Here is a 14,044-nt window from a genome sequence, read left to right on the forward strand (position 1 = left end):
CCACCGCCCGTGTCTTGTCCATCGGTCATGCGGGGCGACACGAAAGGACGGACGGCATGATGGCGGGCGGGGCACGGGATGCGTTTTTGCAGTGGATGGAGACCGAACGCCGGGCCTCCCCCCTGACACTTACGGCCTATCGGGGGGATCTGGACCGTTTCCTGTCGTTTCTGGCGGGTCATCTGGGTGGTGAGCCGGATCTGGGCGCGCTGGCCGGCCTGTCGCTGGCCGACCTGCGGGCGTGGCTGGCGCATGAACACGGCGCGGCCCTGACCGCGCGCCGCCCCACCACGCAGGATCGCGCGGCGCGCACGCGCGCGCGGCGGGTCTCGGCGCTGCGTTCGTTCTTCCGTTATCTGGCGCGCCATCACGGCGTGGACAACCCGGCGCCCGCCCTTCTGGCCACGCCGCGCACCCGCCGCCCGCTGCCCCGCCCGCTGCCCGGCGCACAGGCCTGCGATGTGCCCGAAGGCGTGGCCGACCTGGCCCACACGCCGATGGCGCAATTGCGTGACGCGGCGCTGTTCATGCTGCTTTATGGCTGCGGGCTGCGTATTTCCGAGGCCCTGGCGCTGGATGTGCGCGATCTCGATCAGGCGGCGGCGCTGGGGGATGCGACGGCGGGCGATGGCGTCATGCGTATCCGGGGCAAGGGCGGCAAGGAACGCATGGTGCCGGTTCTGCCGCAGGTGATGCAGGGCCTGCGGCGCTGGTGTCGCGCCCATCCGCTTCCGCAGCCTGACGCGCCGCTGTTCGTGGGTGTGCGCGGGGGCCGCCTCCAGGCCGGGATCGCCCAGCGCGCCATGCGCGCATGGCGGCACATGGCCGGGCTGCCCGACCATGCAACCCCGCACGCGCTGCGGCATTCATTCGCCACCCATCTGATGGAGGGCGGGGCCGACCTGCGTGTGATACAGGACCTGCTGGGCCATGCCAGCCTGTCCACCACGCAGCGTTACACCCTTACGGACGAGGCCCGCCTGATGGATGTCTGGACACGCGCCCATCCCCATGCCACCGATACGGCCAGTTGAACAGGAATGCCCATGCCAGAACGGTTAGCCTACCCCCCGATAGACCCCTACGACCATGGCTGGCTCGATACGGGTGAAGGGCACCGGATTTACTGGGAACTATGCGGCAATCCCGCCGGGATTCCGGTCGTGTTCGTGCATGGTGGTCCCGGCGGGGGGTGTTCGGCCTTCCAGCGGCGGATGTTCGATCCCGCGCGCTACCGCATTCTCCTGTTCGACCAGCGCGGCTGTGGGCGCTCGACGCCCCATGCCGGTCTCGAGAACAATACCACATGGCACCTGGTGGCCGACATGGAGCGCCTGCGCACCATGACGGGGGCTGAAAAATGGATGGTGTTCGGCGGCTCATGGGGGTCGGCGCTGGCGCTGGCTTACGCGCAGGCGCATCCGGAGCGTGTCAGCGCGCTGGTCATGCGCGGCATCTTCACCCTGCGCCGGGCGGAACTGCTGTGGTACTATCAGGAAGGCGCGTCATGGCTGTTTCCCGACCTGTGGGAACAGTTCATGGCCCCCATTCCCCCCGCCGAGCGCACGGACCTGATGGCGGCCTACCACCGGCGGCTGACCGGCGCGGACGAGGCGGTGCGCATGCAGGCGGCCATAGCATGGAGCGTGTGGGAAGGGCGGACCATCACCCTGCGCCCCGCGCCCCAGACCATGGTCCAGCATGCCGACCCGCGCTACGCGCTGGCTTTCTCACGCATAGAAAACCACTATTTCGTCCATGCCGGATGGCTGGAAGAAGGCCAGTTGATCCGGGATGTGGACCGGATCCGGCACATTCCCGCCGTGATCGTTCAGGGCCGCTACGACGTGGCGACCCCCATGCGCACGGCATGGGATCTGCACCGCGCATGGCCGGAGGCGGATTTTCAGGTCATTGACGTCGCGGGCCACGCCATGACCGAGTCCGGTATCCAGGCCGCCCTGCTCGATGCGACCGACGCCCTGGCGGAGCGCCTGGCGTAGTGGCAGGCGCGCGTACCCGCCTTGCGGCCTGCCTGCTGGGTGCGGCCATGGCCTGCGGCCTGTCGGGAGGGACCGCCCGGGCGCAGGATGTCGCGCGCCTGTGCAACCATGAACGCGTGGCCCAGGTGCCGCTGCGCGATGACGGGGGGTATCTGTCCATTGTCATCAGCATCGCGGGGTATGAACTGAGCGCTCTGGTCGATACGGGTTCGGATGGCGGGCTGCTGACACCGGACATGGTGGGCTACCTGCGCCTGCGGCTGGACCCCGACCATGAAACCATCGTCCACGGCACGGGCGGGGTGGCGCAGGCCACGCCCAACGCCATCGTGCCGGACCTGCGGGTTGGCGGCGTGGATTTTGGCGCGCGGTCCGTGCCGGTGGGGGAACTGCCGGGCAAGCCCATGATCCGCCCCCCCGTGGCGGGGCTGCTGGGCGGGGATATCCTGTCGCGCTTCGATCTGGACATGGATGTGCCCGGCGGCACGCTGACATTGTGGAACATCCGGCACGGGGCCCTGGCCTGCGCGCCGCCGCCGGTATGGGACGGGCCGTATGAAACCCTGCCCCTGACCCGGCAGGACAACCGCTTCCTGCTACAGGTCGGGCTGGATGGCAGGCCGGTCACGGCGCTGCTGGACAGCGGGGCGCGTTCACGCATCGTCTCGCCAGAGGTCGTCCATCGCGCCGGTGTCAGCCAGTCGCGGCTGGAGCGCGATCCCGGCGGGGTGACGGCAAGCGTGGACGGGCATCAGGACATCTATCACTGGCACCGTTTCGACAGTCTCCAGGTGGGTCATGAACTGGAGCGCAACGTCACGCTGACCGTGGCGCCACTGCGTGAACACCTGGAAATGCTGCTGGGGTCGGACTGGTTCGCCAGCCACCGCGTATGGATATCCTACGCCACCAACCAGGCCTTCGTCCGCCCCGCGCGGCGGCCGGGCGGGTAAGGGCGCGTACCGGCCGGAACATTCAGGAACTGGGGGCGGTCCGTCAGGCCGGACCGCCGGCTGGTCAGCCTTTCAGCTTTGTATTGCACTGGCTGTAATAGCCGCCGCCATGCTGGATCCAGCGCAGCCCGCCATTGGCGTTGGTGGCTTTGTTGGCGTTGTACTGATCCAGGCAGGTGTGCATGCGGGCCTTGCCCGCCGATTCCTTGGCGTATCTGGCGGCAATGGCGTCCGGCATCACGGCGGTGGTGGATGTGGCGCCCGTCAGGGCGGGCGCGGGATGGGGCGCGGGTGTCGCGGCCACGGGTGCGGGGCTGGCGGCGGCATGTTCCCCGGCCGCCGGTGCTGCTGGTGCCGCGGGGGCGGCGGTGGTTCCGGTCGTGGCCCCGGTATCGCACTGGGCGGCCTTGAACGCCTTGTAGGTCTGGCCGTTCAGCGTGCCCGCCGTCCGGGCCGCCGTGAATTTCTCGTGGCATGCCTTGGCGGTTTCGCGCGCCTGCCCCGCCCCGGCGGACAGGGCGAGCGCCAGCATGCCCATGCCTGCGATCGTGAAACGCGATGATATCGCCATATGTATGATCCGTCCTGAAATGAGAGAGGGAAATGCCGTGTTCAGAGCGCGCTGTCACCCGTTTCGCGCGTGCGGATGCGAATGACGCCTTCCAGCGGGGAAATGAAGATCTTGCCATCCCCGATCTTGCCGGTATGCGCCGCTTCCAGGATAGTTTCCACCGCCTGATCGACCAGATCGTCGCTTACCGCGATCTCGATCTTGATCTTGGGCAGGAAGCTTACGTGGTATTCCGCCCCGCGATAGATTTCGGTCTGCCCCTTCTGGCGGCCGAAACCCTTGACTTCCGATACCGTCAGCCCCTGTATCCCCAGTGGGGTCAGGGCCTCACGCACATCGTCGAGCTTGAAAGGCTTGATGATGGCTGTGACAAGCTTCATCTCACCATGTCTCCATATTTCTGTCCGGTCCGGGCTGACCGTGGGTGAAGGATAATGTAACCGCTCCGTCTATACGCCGATTGGGTGATGCATGTCATCCGCCTTCGTATGCGCGGTATGGTAAGCGCGCTTGTGCGCTCCCCGCCGGGGGGAGTAAATCCCATGGGCTTGCCGCCCCGCCGGCGGGGCCAGAACAGGAAACGAAATGACCGCGAACACGACCCCCAGCACCGCGCCCGAGGCCCTAGAGGCGGATGTCTGCATTGTCGGCGCCGGGCCGGTCGGGGTGACGCTTGCCTGCCGCCTGGCCCAGCATGGCATGAAAATCGCCATTATCGACCGCGCGGACCTGCCGCCCCTGGAACGCCCCGGCTTTGATGGGCGGGCCTATGCCATAAGTGCTGGTTCGCGCCACCTGCTGGAGGATGCGGGCATCTGGGCCCATCTGCCCATGCAAGCGTGCGATATCCGCGAAATCCGCGTGACCGATGGCCGCCCCGGCCGCCCGCCCTCGCGCCTGTTCCTGGAATTCGGACCGGAGGACGCGGATGAGCCTTTCGGCGCGATGATCGAGGCGCGCGCCCTGCGTGTCGCCCTGAACGCGGCGCTGTACGCCACGCCGGGCGTGCGGGTTTTCGCCCCCGATGAGGCCCGCGTGACCCGCCATGCCGATGGCGCGGTGATCCACACCGCCAGCGGGCGGGTGATCAACGCCCGGCTCGTCATCGCGGCGGAGGGGCGGCGCAGCCCGCTGCGCGAGCAGGCCCGCATTCCCGTAACCCGCCTGCCCTACAACCAGTGCGGGATCATATGCGCCGTGGCCCATGAACGCCCGCATGAAGGGCGGGCGCTGGAACATTTCCTGCCCGCCGGTCCGTTCGCGCAGCTTCCCATGGCCCCCACCCCGGATTATCCCAACCTGTCCGCCGTGGTCTGGACCGAGAGCGAGAAGGTGGCCTACCGGCAGGCCGAGCTGCCGCACGAAGCCTTCGCCCATGAAATCCGCCGCCGCATGGGGGATGACTGGCTGGGTGCGCTCACGCCCGTGGGGCGGCGGTGGGTCTATCCGCTTTCAGCGCAGTATGCGCAGCGTTATGTTGATACGCGGCTGGCGCTGGTGGGGGATTCGGCCCACGGGATGCATCCCATCGCGGGGCAGGGGCTTAACCTGGGTTTTCGGGATATCATGGCGCTGGTCGATATCCTGGGTGACGTGCATGCCCGTGGCGGGGATGTGGGCGCGCCCGACGTGCTGCGGGCCTATCAGGCGCGCTGCCGGCCCGCCAACCTGCTGATGCTGGCGGCGACCGACATGCTCGAACGCGTGTTCGGCAACGACAACCCCGTGCTGCGGGTGGCACGCGATGTGGGGCTGGCGGCGATAAATCGCATAACGCCGCTGCGTCGCGGCTTTGCCCGGCAGGCCATGGGGTTGTAACCTGCGCGCGGATACACACGCTAACAAGGCCGCATGGCCGGAACGGAACCGTCATGTCTCACAAGCAGTCTGCTGCCATTCCCGCGAACCGGCGCGTAAAGGCCGCCCGCCCGTCAACCCTGGGTCCGGTTGACCCGGTCAGGCTGTGGGAAGAAATCGTGGATGGCGCATGCGGCTGCTGCGACCCGCTGGTCAAGGGACTGCTGGCCACGGGCATCCGCAACCATTCGTCCTTTCGCGGCGCGCTCGCCGCCCTGATCGGGCGCAAGCTGGGCGACCGTTCGGTGGCGGATGACGCGCTGGCCGAACTGGTGATGGAAGTGTTCGAGGCCGACCCCGACATCGTGCGCGCGGCGGCGGCCGATCTGGTCGCCATACGCGAACGCGACCCGGCCACGGCGGATTACGTGACGCCCTTCCTGTTCTTCAAGGGCTACCACGCCGTGCAGGGGCACCGCGTGGCCCACTGGCTGTGGCATAACCGGCGCGGCTATCTCGCGCTGCACCTGCAAAGCCGCTGCTCCGAACTGTTCGCGGTCGATATCCATCCCGCCGCCCGGCTGGGGCGGCGCATCCTGCTCGATCATGGCACCGGCATCGTCATTGGCGAGACTTCGGTGCTCGAGGATGACGTCTCGCTGCTACAGGGCGTGACCCTTGGCGGCACGGGCAAGAACATCGGCAACCGCCACCCCAAGGTGCGCCGTGGCGTGCTGATCGGGGCGGGGGCCAAGATTCTGGGTAATATCGAGATCGGGGAAGGGGCCAAGGTCGGCGCCGGATCCATTGTTCTGGAATCCGTGCCCCCCTATACCACCGTTGTCGGCAACCCGGCGCGCGTGGTGGGCACGCGACATTCCAGCCTGCCCGCCTTCACCATGGACCAGACCCTGCCCCCGATTGATTACATCATCTGATGATCGAATTCGTTTCCAGACCACATGTTGCCGTTATTGGTGGCGGCCCCGCGGGGCTGGCGGCGGCCGAGATCCTGTCCGCGCGGGGCTGTGCCGTCAGCGTGGCCGAACAGATGCCCACCATGGGCCGCAAGCTGCTCATGGCCGGGCGCGGCGGCCTCAACCTGACCCATTCCGAAACGGCCGATCTGTTCGCCGCGCGCTACGGCGCGGCGCGCCCGATGATGGAAACCGCGCTGTCCGCCTTTTCCCCGCGCGACATGGTGGAATGGGCGCAGGGGCTGGGGCAGGCCTGCTTTACCGGCAGCAGTGGCCGCGTCTTTCCCCGTGCGATGAAGGCGTCCCCCCTGCTGCGCGCGTGGCTTGCCCGGCTTGCGGGGCGCGGCGTGCGGCTGCTGACCCGTCACCGCTGGGACGGATGGGAAGAAGACGGCAGGCTGCGCGTGTCCGGCCCCGGTGGCAGCGTGTGCTGGCGGGTTGACGCCACCGTGCTGGCGCTGGGGGGCGCAAGCTGGGCGCGGCTGGGGTCCAATGGCGTATGGCGTGAACGGCTGCTGGCCTCGGGCATTGACGTCACACCCTTCGCCCCCGCCAATTGCGGGTTCGTGGCGGGATGGGGCGAAGGCTTTCGCGCGCGTTTCGCGGGCACGCCCCTGCGTGGCATCGCGGTTACGCTGGAAGATGGGGAATCGGTGCGCGGCGAGGCGATGGTGACGGATGCGGGAATCGAGGGTGGGGCGATCTACGCCCTGTCCGCCGCCATCCGCGAACGGATTGCCCGCACGGGGCGCGCGCGGATCCTGCTCGACCTGCGTCCATCACTTGGTGAAGCGGAAATCACGACCCGTATCGCCCGCGTCCGCTCGCGGGAGAGCCTGTCGAACACATTGCGCAAGGGGCTGCGACTTGCCCCCGTCGCCGCCGCCCTGCTGCGTGAAGGGGCGGGAGGGTCCCCGCCACGCGATCCGGCGGCCCTGGCCCGGCTGGTCAAGGCGGTGCCGGTGGAACTGCATGCGCCCGCCGCGCTGGATCGCGCCATTTCGGTGGCGGGGGGAATCGCGTGGTCGGCGCTGGACCGCAATTTCATGCTGCGTGCGCTGCCCGGCGTTTTCGCGGCGGGTGAGATGCTGGACTGGGAGGCCCCGACAGGCGGTTTCCTGCTGCAGGGCTGCATGGCGACGGGCCGCATGGCGGGCGAAGGCGCGTGGGAGTGGTTGCGGGACTCGCGGCATGGACTGTATCCCTCAGCGCCATGAGTGTTGCGATCACGATCGGGGAACGGCGCGGGGCCATTGCTGGGGATGCCCCGGTAACGATGGATCTGGCTGAACTGCTGTCCACCCGCCTGCTGGTGCAGGGGAATTCCGGCTCGGGCAAGTCCCACCTGCTGCGCCGCCTGCTGGAGCAGTCGGCCCGGACGGTGCAGCAGGCGATCATCGACCCGGAGGGCGATTTCGTCAGCCTGGCCGAGCGGTACGGCCATCTGGTCATTGACGCCGCCGAGCATACCGAAGCCGCGTTGCAGGCGGCGGGGGAGCGCATGCGCGTGCATCGCGCCTCGGTCGTACTGAATCTGGAGGGCGTGGACGCGGATGTGCAGATGCGCCGTGCCGCGGCCTTTCTGGGTGGTATGTTCGAAGTGCAGCGGGATTACTGGTACCCCGTGCTGGTGGTGGTGGATGAGGCCCAGCTTTTCGCCCCCGCCGCCGCGGGCGAGGTGACGGATGAAGCGCGCCGGGCCTCGCTGGGCGCCATGACCAATCTCATGTGCCGGGGGCGCAAGCGTGGCCTGGCGGGTGTGATCGCCACCCAGCGCCTGGCCAAGCTGGCCAAGAATGTCGCCGCCGAGGCCTCGAACTTCCTCATGGGGCGTACCTTTCTCGATATCGACATGCTGCGCGCGGCGGACCTGCTGGGCATGGAACGGCGGCAGGCGGAAAGTTTCCGGGATCTGGAGCGCGGCTATTTCGTGGCCCTTGGCCCGGCGGTATGCCGCAGGCCGCTCACGGTGAAGATCGGCCCGGTCGAGACCGAGAGCCGTTCGGCCGGTCCCAGCCTCATGCCGTTCGAGCCGCTGCCCGCGGGCGACGAGATGCGCGAACTCATCCTGACCCCGGTGCCCGAGCGTGAGATCCCGGCGCGGCCCGTGCGGAATTTCAGCCCGCCGCCCGATATCCTCGCTCAGCTTGCCGCCCATGCCGAAACCACGATGGCGGACCCCGTGGCCGAGGACCCGGAACCGGCCCCCGTGGACGCCGCCGCGCAGAAGCTGCGTTTTGTCGAGATCCTGACCGACATCCTGCGCGATGAAGATGCGGGCTTCCGCCCTGCCCATGTGCTGTATCAGGATTTTCTTGTCCGCTGCCGGATCGAGGGCATGGGCCGGGACGCGCTGGACATGCCGCGTTTCCGCCGCCTGCTTGCCGTGGCCAAGGCGGGGGTGGACACCCAGACGGCACAGAGTGAGCAGTGGCGGCAGGCCGAACAGATGGCCGGGGCGCTGCCCGATGACATGCAGGGTATTTTCCTGCTCATTGCGCATGCGGCGATCCAGGCCCAGCCCTGCCCGCCCGACAGCGTGATCGCCCGGACCTATGGCACCCATTCACTGGGTCGCGCCCGGCGGCAACTGGCCTATCTGGAGGAGCAGAACATGATCGTGCTGCGCCATGACGGGCTGGGGCGACGGAGTGCCGCGATCATCGGCCCCGGCTGGGAAACGGCCCCCGCCATGCCCGATGGCCCCGGAGCCTGACGGTTTTCGCTGTGCAGAAAATCCTAAGCAAATCATAAAGAAGTTTTTGGTGAAGCTTTTTTCAAAAAGCTTCAGGGAACGCCGCCCTTTTGAAAGAAGGCGGCCTCCGTTCCATCCCCTGCCGGCCGGGCTGTAAAAGACCCTCGACCGCATGGTGGCCAATAAAAAACCTGCCTTCTTGCGAAGGCAGGTTTTTTTATTTCAGCCTGTGGGGCGCGTTATCAGCGCTTCCACCAGCCGGTGCGCCGTGGTGTCGCCGGTGCGGCGTCTCCGTCACCTGACTGGGCGGGGGCTTCCGCCGTGCCTTCAGGGGCCGCCGTATCCGCCGCAGGGCTCTCGTCGTCGGCCTTGCGGCGGCGGCGGGTGCGCGTGACAGGCGTGCCGGTTGCGGCGGCGGTGGACGCCTTGCGGGTTGTGGCCCGTTTTCTGGGCGCGGGTTTTTTGGCGGCCACTTCCGGTGTTGCTTCCGGTGCGGCCTCCGCTGTTGCTTCCACAGGCGCGGTTTCGGCCGGTTCAGCCTTCTTGCGGCGCGTGGTGCGGCGCGGCTTGGGGGCTTCCTCCGTAGCAGTTGCTTCCGGTTCGGCGGCCGGAGTCGCCGTTACGGCTTCCTCCGTCGCGGCCGCCTTGCGGGTGGTGCGACGGCGGGGGGTGGCCGTCGTACCCGTTGCACGGCTTGTGGCACGCTTGCGGGCGGGCTTGGCCGGTGCCGCTTCCTCGGGGGGGGCTTCTTCCGCCACGGGGGCCTCGGCTTCAGGGGCCGGAGCTTCTTCCTGCGCGGTTTCGGCTACCTTGCGGCGCGTGGTCGTGCCACGGGTGGCGCGACGGCGGCGCGGCTTGGGCGGCGCCTCCTCGGTGGCTTCTACCACAACCGGTTCGACTTCCGGTTCCGGTGCGGGTTCGGCCACGGGGGCAGGGGCGGCTTCGGCTTCCATGACTTCAGGGGTTTCGGCCACGCTGCCTTCCACCGGCGTACGGGTGCGACGGGTGCGGCGGCGCGGACGGCGCGGTTTCGCCGCCTCTTCCTCCGTAACCTCGACCACGACGGGTTCGGGCTGCGGCACGTCCACCACTTCATCCACCACGACTTCCGCCGGGGCGGTGGTCTGCTCGATCACGTCGAAAATATCGATGATCGCATCGCCATACGGGTCAGCCGGGGTGGGGCCGCGATAGGTCTCGCGCGCGGTGACGGCAGCCGCCGGAACGGCGACTTCCGCCGAGGCCTGTTCCTGCGTCTCGGCTTCGGGCTGCGCGGGCGTGGCCTGAGCCCCGTTTGTCCCGTTGCCACCACGGCGGCGACGGCGGCGGCGACGGCGGCGATGGTCGGTGCCCGATGCGATGTCCTCGTCCTCTTCCGGTGCGCTGGCGGCTTCCGGCGTTACGCCGGCATCGGCCGCGGGCGGTTCGGTCTGGATCTGGATTTCGCGTACATGGCCGTTATCGGCAGGGGCGTGTTCGATGGCCGGGGCCTCGAAACGCGCGGTCTGCGGGCGGACGCGCTCAATGCTGCATTCCTGCGGCTGCAGGGTGGCATCGGGGGCGAAGGCGACCTGCATCCTGTGCCGCGTCTCGATTTCCGACAGCCAGGTCCGCTTGTTGTTGAGGATGTAGAACGCGACTTCCGGCGCGACCTGAACCGAAATCTCGGCGGCCTTGCGCTGCATGCCTTCTTCCTCGATCGCGCGCAGCACGTGCAGCGCCGCGCTTTCGATCCCGCGGATGATGCCGGTGCCCTGACAGTGCGGGCAGGGCATGAAGGAGGATTCGGCAATGGAGGGGCGCAGGCGCTGGCGCGACATTTCCAGCAGGCCGAAATGCGAAATCTGGCCAACCTGGATACGGGCGCGGTCGCTGCGCAGGGCGTCCTTCAGCTTGCGCTCGACCATGGCGTTGTGCTTGCGGCTTTCCATGTCGATGAAGTCGATGACGATCAGCCCGGCCAGATCGCGCAGGCGGAGCTGGCGGGCCACTTCCTCGGCGGCTTCGAGGTTGGTGCGCAGCGCCGTTTCCTCGATATTGCGCTCACGCGTGGCGCGGCCGGAGTTGACGTCGATCGCGACCAGCGCCTCGGTCTGGTTGATGACCAGATAACCACCGGACTTGAGCTGTACGGACGGCGACAGCATGGAATCCAGCAGTCCCTCCACCTGGTAGTGGGAGAACAGCGTCTGTTCGTGATCCTGCCACAGGCGCACCTTCTGCGCGTTCTGCGGCATGAGCATGCGCATGAATTCGCGCGCGGATTTCCAGCCCGGTTCGCCGTCAATCAGGATTTCACCGACCTCACGCGTGTAGATGTCGCGGATCGCGCGCTTGATCAGGCTCGCTTCCTCATAGATCAGCGCGGGGGCGACCGATTCAAGCGTATGCTGGCGGATGTCGTCCCACAGGCGCAGCAGGTATTCGCAATCCCGCATGACCTCGGCGCGGGGGCGCTGGGCGCCCGCGGTGCGCACGATCATGGCCATGCCGCGCGGGATCTGGAGTTCGGTAATGATGTCGCGCAGGCGGCGACGATCCGCGACCGAGGTGATCTTGCGCGAGACCCCGCCGCCACGCAGCGAATTGGGCATGAGCACGCAGTAGCGGCCCGCCAGCGAGATATAGGTGGTCAGCGCCGCGCCCTTGTTGCCGCGCTCTTCCTTGACCACCTGCACCAGCAGGACCTGGCGGCGGCGGATGACCTCCTGAATCTTGTAGTTGCGCAGGAAGCGCGCGATGCGGCGCTGGGCCTGGGCCTCGTCGCCGGTATCGTTCTCGCCGCCCACGGTTTCGGGTTCGTCGCCTTCCTCGTCGGTGGGGGCGTCGCCTTCCTCGGCGCGGGGGGCGGGGGCTTCGTCTTCCTCGTCATCGCGGGCGCGGCGTTCTTCTTCCGCGCGGCGTTCCTCCTCCTGTAGCGCGAGCAGCTTTTCGCGGTCGGCTACGGGGATCTGGTAATAGTCGGGATGGATTTCACTGAAGGCGAGGAAGCCGTGGCGGTTGCCGCCATAATCCACGAACGCGGCCTGAAGGCTGGGTTCAACACGGATAACCTTGGCAAGATAGATATTGCCCTTCAGCTGCTTTTTGGATGCAGCCTCGACATCGTAATCTTCAAGGTGGTTACCATCCATCACGACCACGCGGGTTTCTTCCGCGTGGGTCGTGTCGATCAGCATGCGTTTGCTCATTAATAGGCGCGCTCCGGTATGTCGCGTTCCCGCATCCGGGCTGCGCGCGCGATCCGTGGCGGCAGGAGGGAGCGGAGGAACGGACAGAAACATGATGGAAAAAAGTGCGACCGGACCCGGATGGAACACCCCCGCGCGGCGCGCGGACGGACGGCGCATGCCCACCGGCCCGATGCGGCATGGCGCCGCCCGTGGCCGGGCATGGTGTCATCGCATGTGCGCAAGAAGCCCGCGTGGTGTCCAATCCATCCTCGGTCATGACTGGGGGAGGGCGCGGCCCGGCCTGATTGCCGGGGCGGGGCCTCCGTATCGACTGGTCTGTCATCCGGTTTCCCGTCGATAGGGAACACCGGCGCGGCTGCCACAGGTCGTGCGCCGCAAGAGCCCCCACGCCGTGGCGTGGCCGGAAATGTCCGGTAAGCATCTGCCGCGCATGCATGGTGCATGCCGGATGGAGTAAATCATGCCCGCGGGCATCCCGCCGTTTCGGACATGCCCAAAAGGGGCAGCCGGATGCAGCATGGTCCATCACGGCTGGGCAGCATGACGCAATGCACGCATTCCCGCAAGGGGTCTGTGCGTTTATCCCGCTGACGCGGGTTGCGTACGGTGGTAATGACAGGAAGTTTTTCCCGCAACCGTTCAGCACGGAACCACATGCATGACCCAAGGTCGGCCGGATGGACGTAACCCATGCCCCAGCGCGCCGGTTCTCGCGCGCCGCGCGGTGGTGACGGCGCTTGGGGTCCTGGCCCCTTCCGTGGCGCTGGCCCGGGTGGTGGCGCACGGATCCGCCCCGGCCCACGCGGTGGCGCATCATGCGGCCCCCCACGGCGCGCGCGCGCCGCTGCATGCGCCCGGCATTATCGGGCAGGCCAGGCCGCCCAGGCCGCTGGTCATGCTCGACCCCGGCCATGGCGGCAAGGACCCCGGCGCGATCGGCGTTTCCGGCACGTATGAAAAACATGTGGCGGAGGCGGCGGCTTCCGAACTCCAGCGCCAGCTTGTGGCCAGTGGCCGTTACCGCGTGGCCATGACCCGCGCCGATGACCGCTTCATTCCGCTGGAGGGGCGGGTGGACATCGCCCACAGCCACAAGGCGTCGCTGTTCATATCCATGCATGCCGACGCCCTGCTTGACCGCGCGGTGCGCGGGGCCAGTGTCTATACCCTGGCCGCCAGGGCGTCGGACCGGCAGACGGCCATGCTGGCCCAGACGGAAAACAGCGCCGACCGCTATGGCGGCCCGCAGGTGCACGCGACCTCGCCCGAGGTACAGGAAATCCTCGCCAGCCTCGTAACGGAGGAAACGCGCCACGGCGCGGCCCACATGGCCAGCACCATCGTCAGCGCATTCCGCCCGCGCGTGGGGCTGTTGCAGCATCCCTCCCGCCATGCCTCGTTCGTGGTGCTGAAATCGGCCGATATCCCCTCCGTGCTGGTGGAGATGGGGTTCATGTCCAACCATATGGATGAAGCCGCCCTGCGGCAGGCCGCCCATCGCGCCGTGGTGGCGGGCGCGATGGTGCAGGCGATCGACCATTATTTCGCCACCGACAGCATGGTCACGCATGCGACTGGCTGAAGGCGGGCGGACGCGCGGCATTCATGCGCCCGCGCGTTTTACGGTTGCAATCACTCACCCCCGCTGTATTGTGCGCGCCATGGTAACGACAACGCACATCGCGGGAACCGGGTCGGGCGCATGCGCGCGCCTGTCCGCGCGCGCCTGTGCCGGTGCCGGGCTTCTTCGTCTTCGACTTATCCGCCCCTGAGCGACCACGGCCGGCCTGCGCCGGTGCGCCCAGGGGACTGATCGGACCGGCTGGCCGGTTCACGAACACGAATTGAACAAGA

11 protein-coding genes are annotated in these 14,044 nt (G+C 67.8%); 8 read left to right on the plus strand and 3 right to left on the minus strand.

What is annotated here, in order from left to right; genetic code table 11:
* Positions 1–56 precede the first annotated feature (56 nt).
* The 3 genes from LDL28_RS11870 to LDL28_RS11880 are packed head-to-tail and all read left to right on the plus strand — an operon-like array spanning position 57 to position 2,956.
* Complete coding sequence (locus LDL28_RS11870) at positions 57–1,034, plus strand: tyrosine recombinase XerC (protein WP_233058731.1); 978 nt, start codon at positions 57–59, stop codon at positions 1,032–1,034.
* A gap of 12 nt (positions 1,035–1,046) precedes the next feature.
* Entirely contained in the window at positions 1,047–2,003 is a 957-nt protein-coding gene (gene pip, locus LDL28_RS11875; RefSeq protein ID WP_233058732.1) for a prolyl aminopeptidase, read from the plus strand.
* A gap of 47 nt (positions 2,004–2,050) precedes the next feature.
* The gene (locus LDL28_RS11880) at positions 2,051–2,956 is read left to right on the plus strand and encodes a retroviral-like aspartic protease family protein (RefSeq protein ID WP_233059290.1); all 906 of its coding nucleotides are present in this window, start codon (positions 2,051–2,053) and stop codon (positions 2,954–2,956) included.
* A 64-nt stretch (positions 2,957–3,020) separates the two neighbouring features.
* Here the strand turns inward: LDL28_RS11880 and LDL28_RS11885 are convergent, their stop codons facing one another.
* Both LDL28_RS11885 and LDL28_RS11890 read right to left on the minus strand, forming a co-directional pair.
* The gene (locus tag LDL28_RS11885) at positions 3,021–3,527 is read right to left on the minus strand and encodes a hypothetical protein (RefSeq protein WP_233058733.1); all 507 of its coding nucleotides are present in this window, start codon (positions 3,525–3,527) and stop codon (positions 3,021–3,023) included.
* A gap of 41 nt (positions 3,528–3,568) precedes the next feature.
* The gene (locus LDL28_RS11890; protein ID WP_025814180.1) at positions 3,569–3,907 is read right to left on the minus strand and encodes a P-II family nitrogen regulator; all 339 of its coding nucleotides are present in this window, start codon (positions 3,905–3,907) and stop codon (positions 3,569–3,571) included.
* Positions 3,908–4,112: 205 nt separating this feature from the next.
* Between LDL28_RS11890 and LDL28_RS11895 the strand changes: the two genes are divergently transcribed.
* Genes LDL28_RS11895 through LDL28_RS11910 form a run of 4 tightly spaced genes read left to right on the plus strand, consistent with a single transcriptional unit; the run spans position 4,113 to position 9,017 of the window.
* Positions 4,113–5,345, plus strand: a complete 1,233-nt coding sequence (locus LDL28_RS11895; protein ID WP_233058734.1) for a UbiH/UbiF/VisC/COQ6 family ubiquinone biosynthesis hydroxylase — start codon at positions 4,113–4,115, stop codon at positions 5,343–5,345.
* 53 nt (positions 5,346–5,398) lie between these two features.
* The gene (cysE, locus tag LDL28_RS11900) at positions 5,399–6,262 is read left to right on the plus strand and encodes a serine O-acetyltransferase (RefSeq protein WP_233058735.1); all 864 of its coding nucleotides are present in this window, start codon (positions 5,399–5,401) and stop codon (positions 6,260–6,262) included.
* Positions 6,262–7,518 (plus strand): TIGR03862 family flavoprotein, encoded by a 1,257-nt coding sequence (locus LDL28_RS11905; protein WP_233058736.1) that lies wholly within the window; start codon positions 6,262–6,264, stop codon positions 7,516–7,518. Before cysE ends, LDL28_RS11905 begins: the two co-directional genes overlap by 1 nt.
* Positions 7,515–9,017, plus strand: coding sequence for an ATP-binding protein (locus LDL28_RS11910; protein WP_233058737.1), 1,503 nt, complete (start codon positions 7,515–7,517; stop codon positions 9,015–9,017). The genes LDL28_RS11905 and LDL28_RS11910 overlap by 4 nt, the downstream gene beginning before the upstream one ends.
* A gap of 221 nt (positions 9,018–9,238) precedes the next feature.
* Here the strand turns inward: LDL28_RS11910 and LDL28_RS11915 are convergent, their stop codons facing one another.
* Complete coding sequence (locus tag LDL28_RS11915) at positions 9,239–12,187, minus strand: Rne/Rng family ribonuclease (protein WP_233058738.1); 2,949 nt, start codon at positions 12,185–12,187, stop codon at positions 9,239–9,241.
* 661 nt (positions 12,188–12,848) lie between these two features.
* On the opposite strand from LDL28_RS11915, the gene LDL28_RS11920 reads away from it, so the two are divergent.
* Positions 12,849–13,772 carry an N-acetylmuramoyl-L-alanine amidase gene (locus LDL28_RS11920; protein WP_233058739.1) on the plus strand — a complete coding sequence of 308 codons (924 nt, stop codon included), beginning with the start codon at positions 12,849–12,851 and terminating at the stop codon, positions 13,770–13,772.
* Positions 13,773–14,044: the final 272 nt, after the last annotated feature.

It is taken from the genome of Komagataeibacter sp. FNDCR2 (assembly GCF_021295395.1).
Classification (GTDB): Bacteria; Pseudomonadota; Alphaproteobacteria; order Acetobacterales; family Acetobacteraceae; genus Komagataeibacter.

Excerpts from the sequence above, each read along its gene's own strand:
- LDL28_RS11915 (WP_233058738.1), bottom strand. The coding sequence starts at position 12,187 with ATGAGCAAACGCATGCTGATCGACACGACCCACGCGGAAGAAACCCGC.
- LDL28_RS11895 (WP_233058734.1), top strand. The coding sequence starts at position 4,113 with ATGACCGCGAACACGACCCCCAGCACCGCGCCCGAGGCCCTAGAGGCG.
- LDL28_RS11910 (WP_233058737.1), top strand. The coding sequence starts at position 7,515 with ATGAGTGTTGCGATCACGATCGGGGAACGGCGCGGGGCCATTGCTGGG.
- LDL28_RS11870 (WP_233058731.1), top strand. The coding sequence starts at position 57 with ATGATGGCGGGCGGGGCACGGGATGCGTTTTTGCAGTGGATGGAGACC.
- cysE (WP_233058735.1), top strand. The coding sequence starts at position 5,399 with ATGTCTCACAAGCAGTCTGCTGCCATTCCCGCGAACCGGCGCGTAAAG.
- LDL28_RS11885 (WP_233058733.1), bottom strand. The coding sequence starts at position 3,527 with ATGGCGATATCATCGCGTTTCACGATCGCAGGCATGGGCATGCTGGCG.
- LDL28_RS11880 (WP_233059290.1), top strand. The coding sequence starts at position 2,051 with ATGGCCTGCGGCCTGTCGGGAGGGACCGCCCGGGCGCAGGATGTCGCG.
- LDL28_RS11890 (WP_025814180.1), bottom strand. The coding sequence starts at position 3,907 with ATGAAGCTTGTCACAGCCATCATCAAGCCTTTCAAGCTCGACGATGTG.
- LDL28_RS11920 (WP_233058739.1), top strand. The coding sequence starts at position 12,849 with ATGACCCAAGGTCGGCCGGATGGACGTAACCCATGCCCCAGCGCGCCG.
- LDL28_RS11905 (WP_233058736.1), top strand. The coding sequence starts at position 6,262 with ATGATCGAATTCGTTTCCAGACCACATGTTGCCGTTATTGGTGGCGGC.
- pip (WP_233058732.1), top strand. The coding sequence starts at position 1,047 with ATGCCAGAACGGTTAGCCTACCCCCCGATAGACCCCTACGACCATGGC.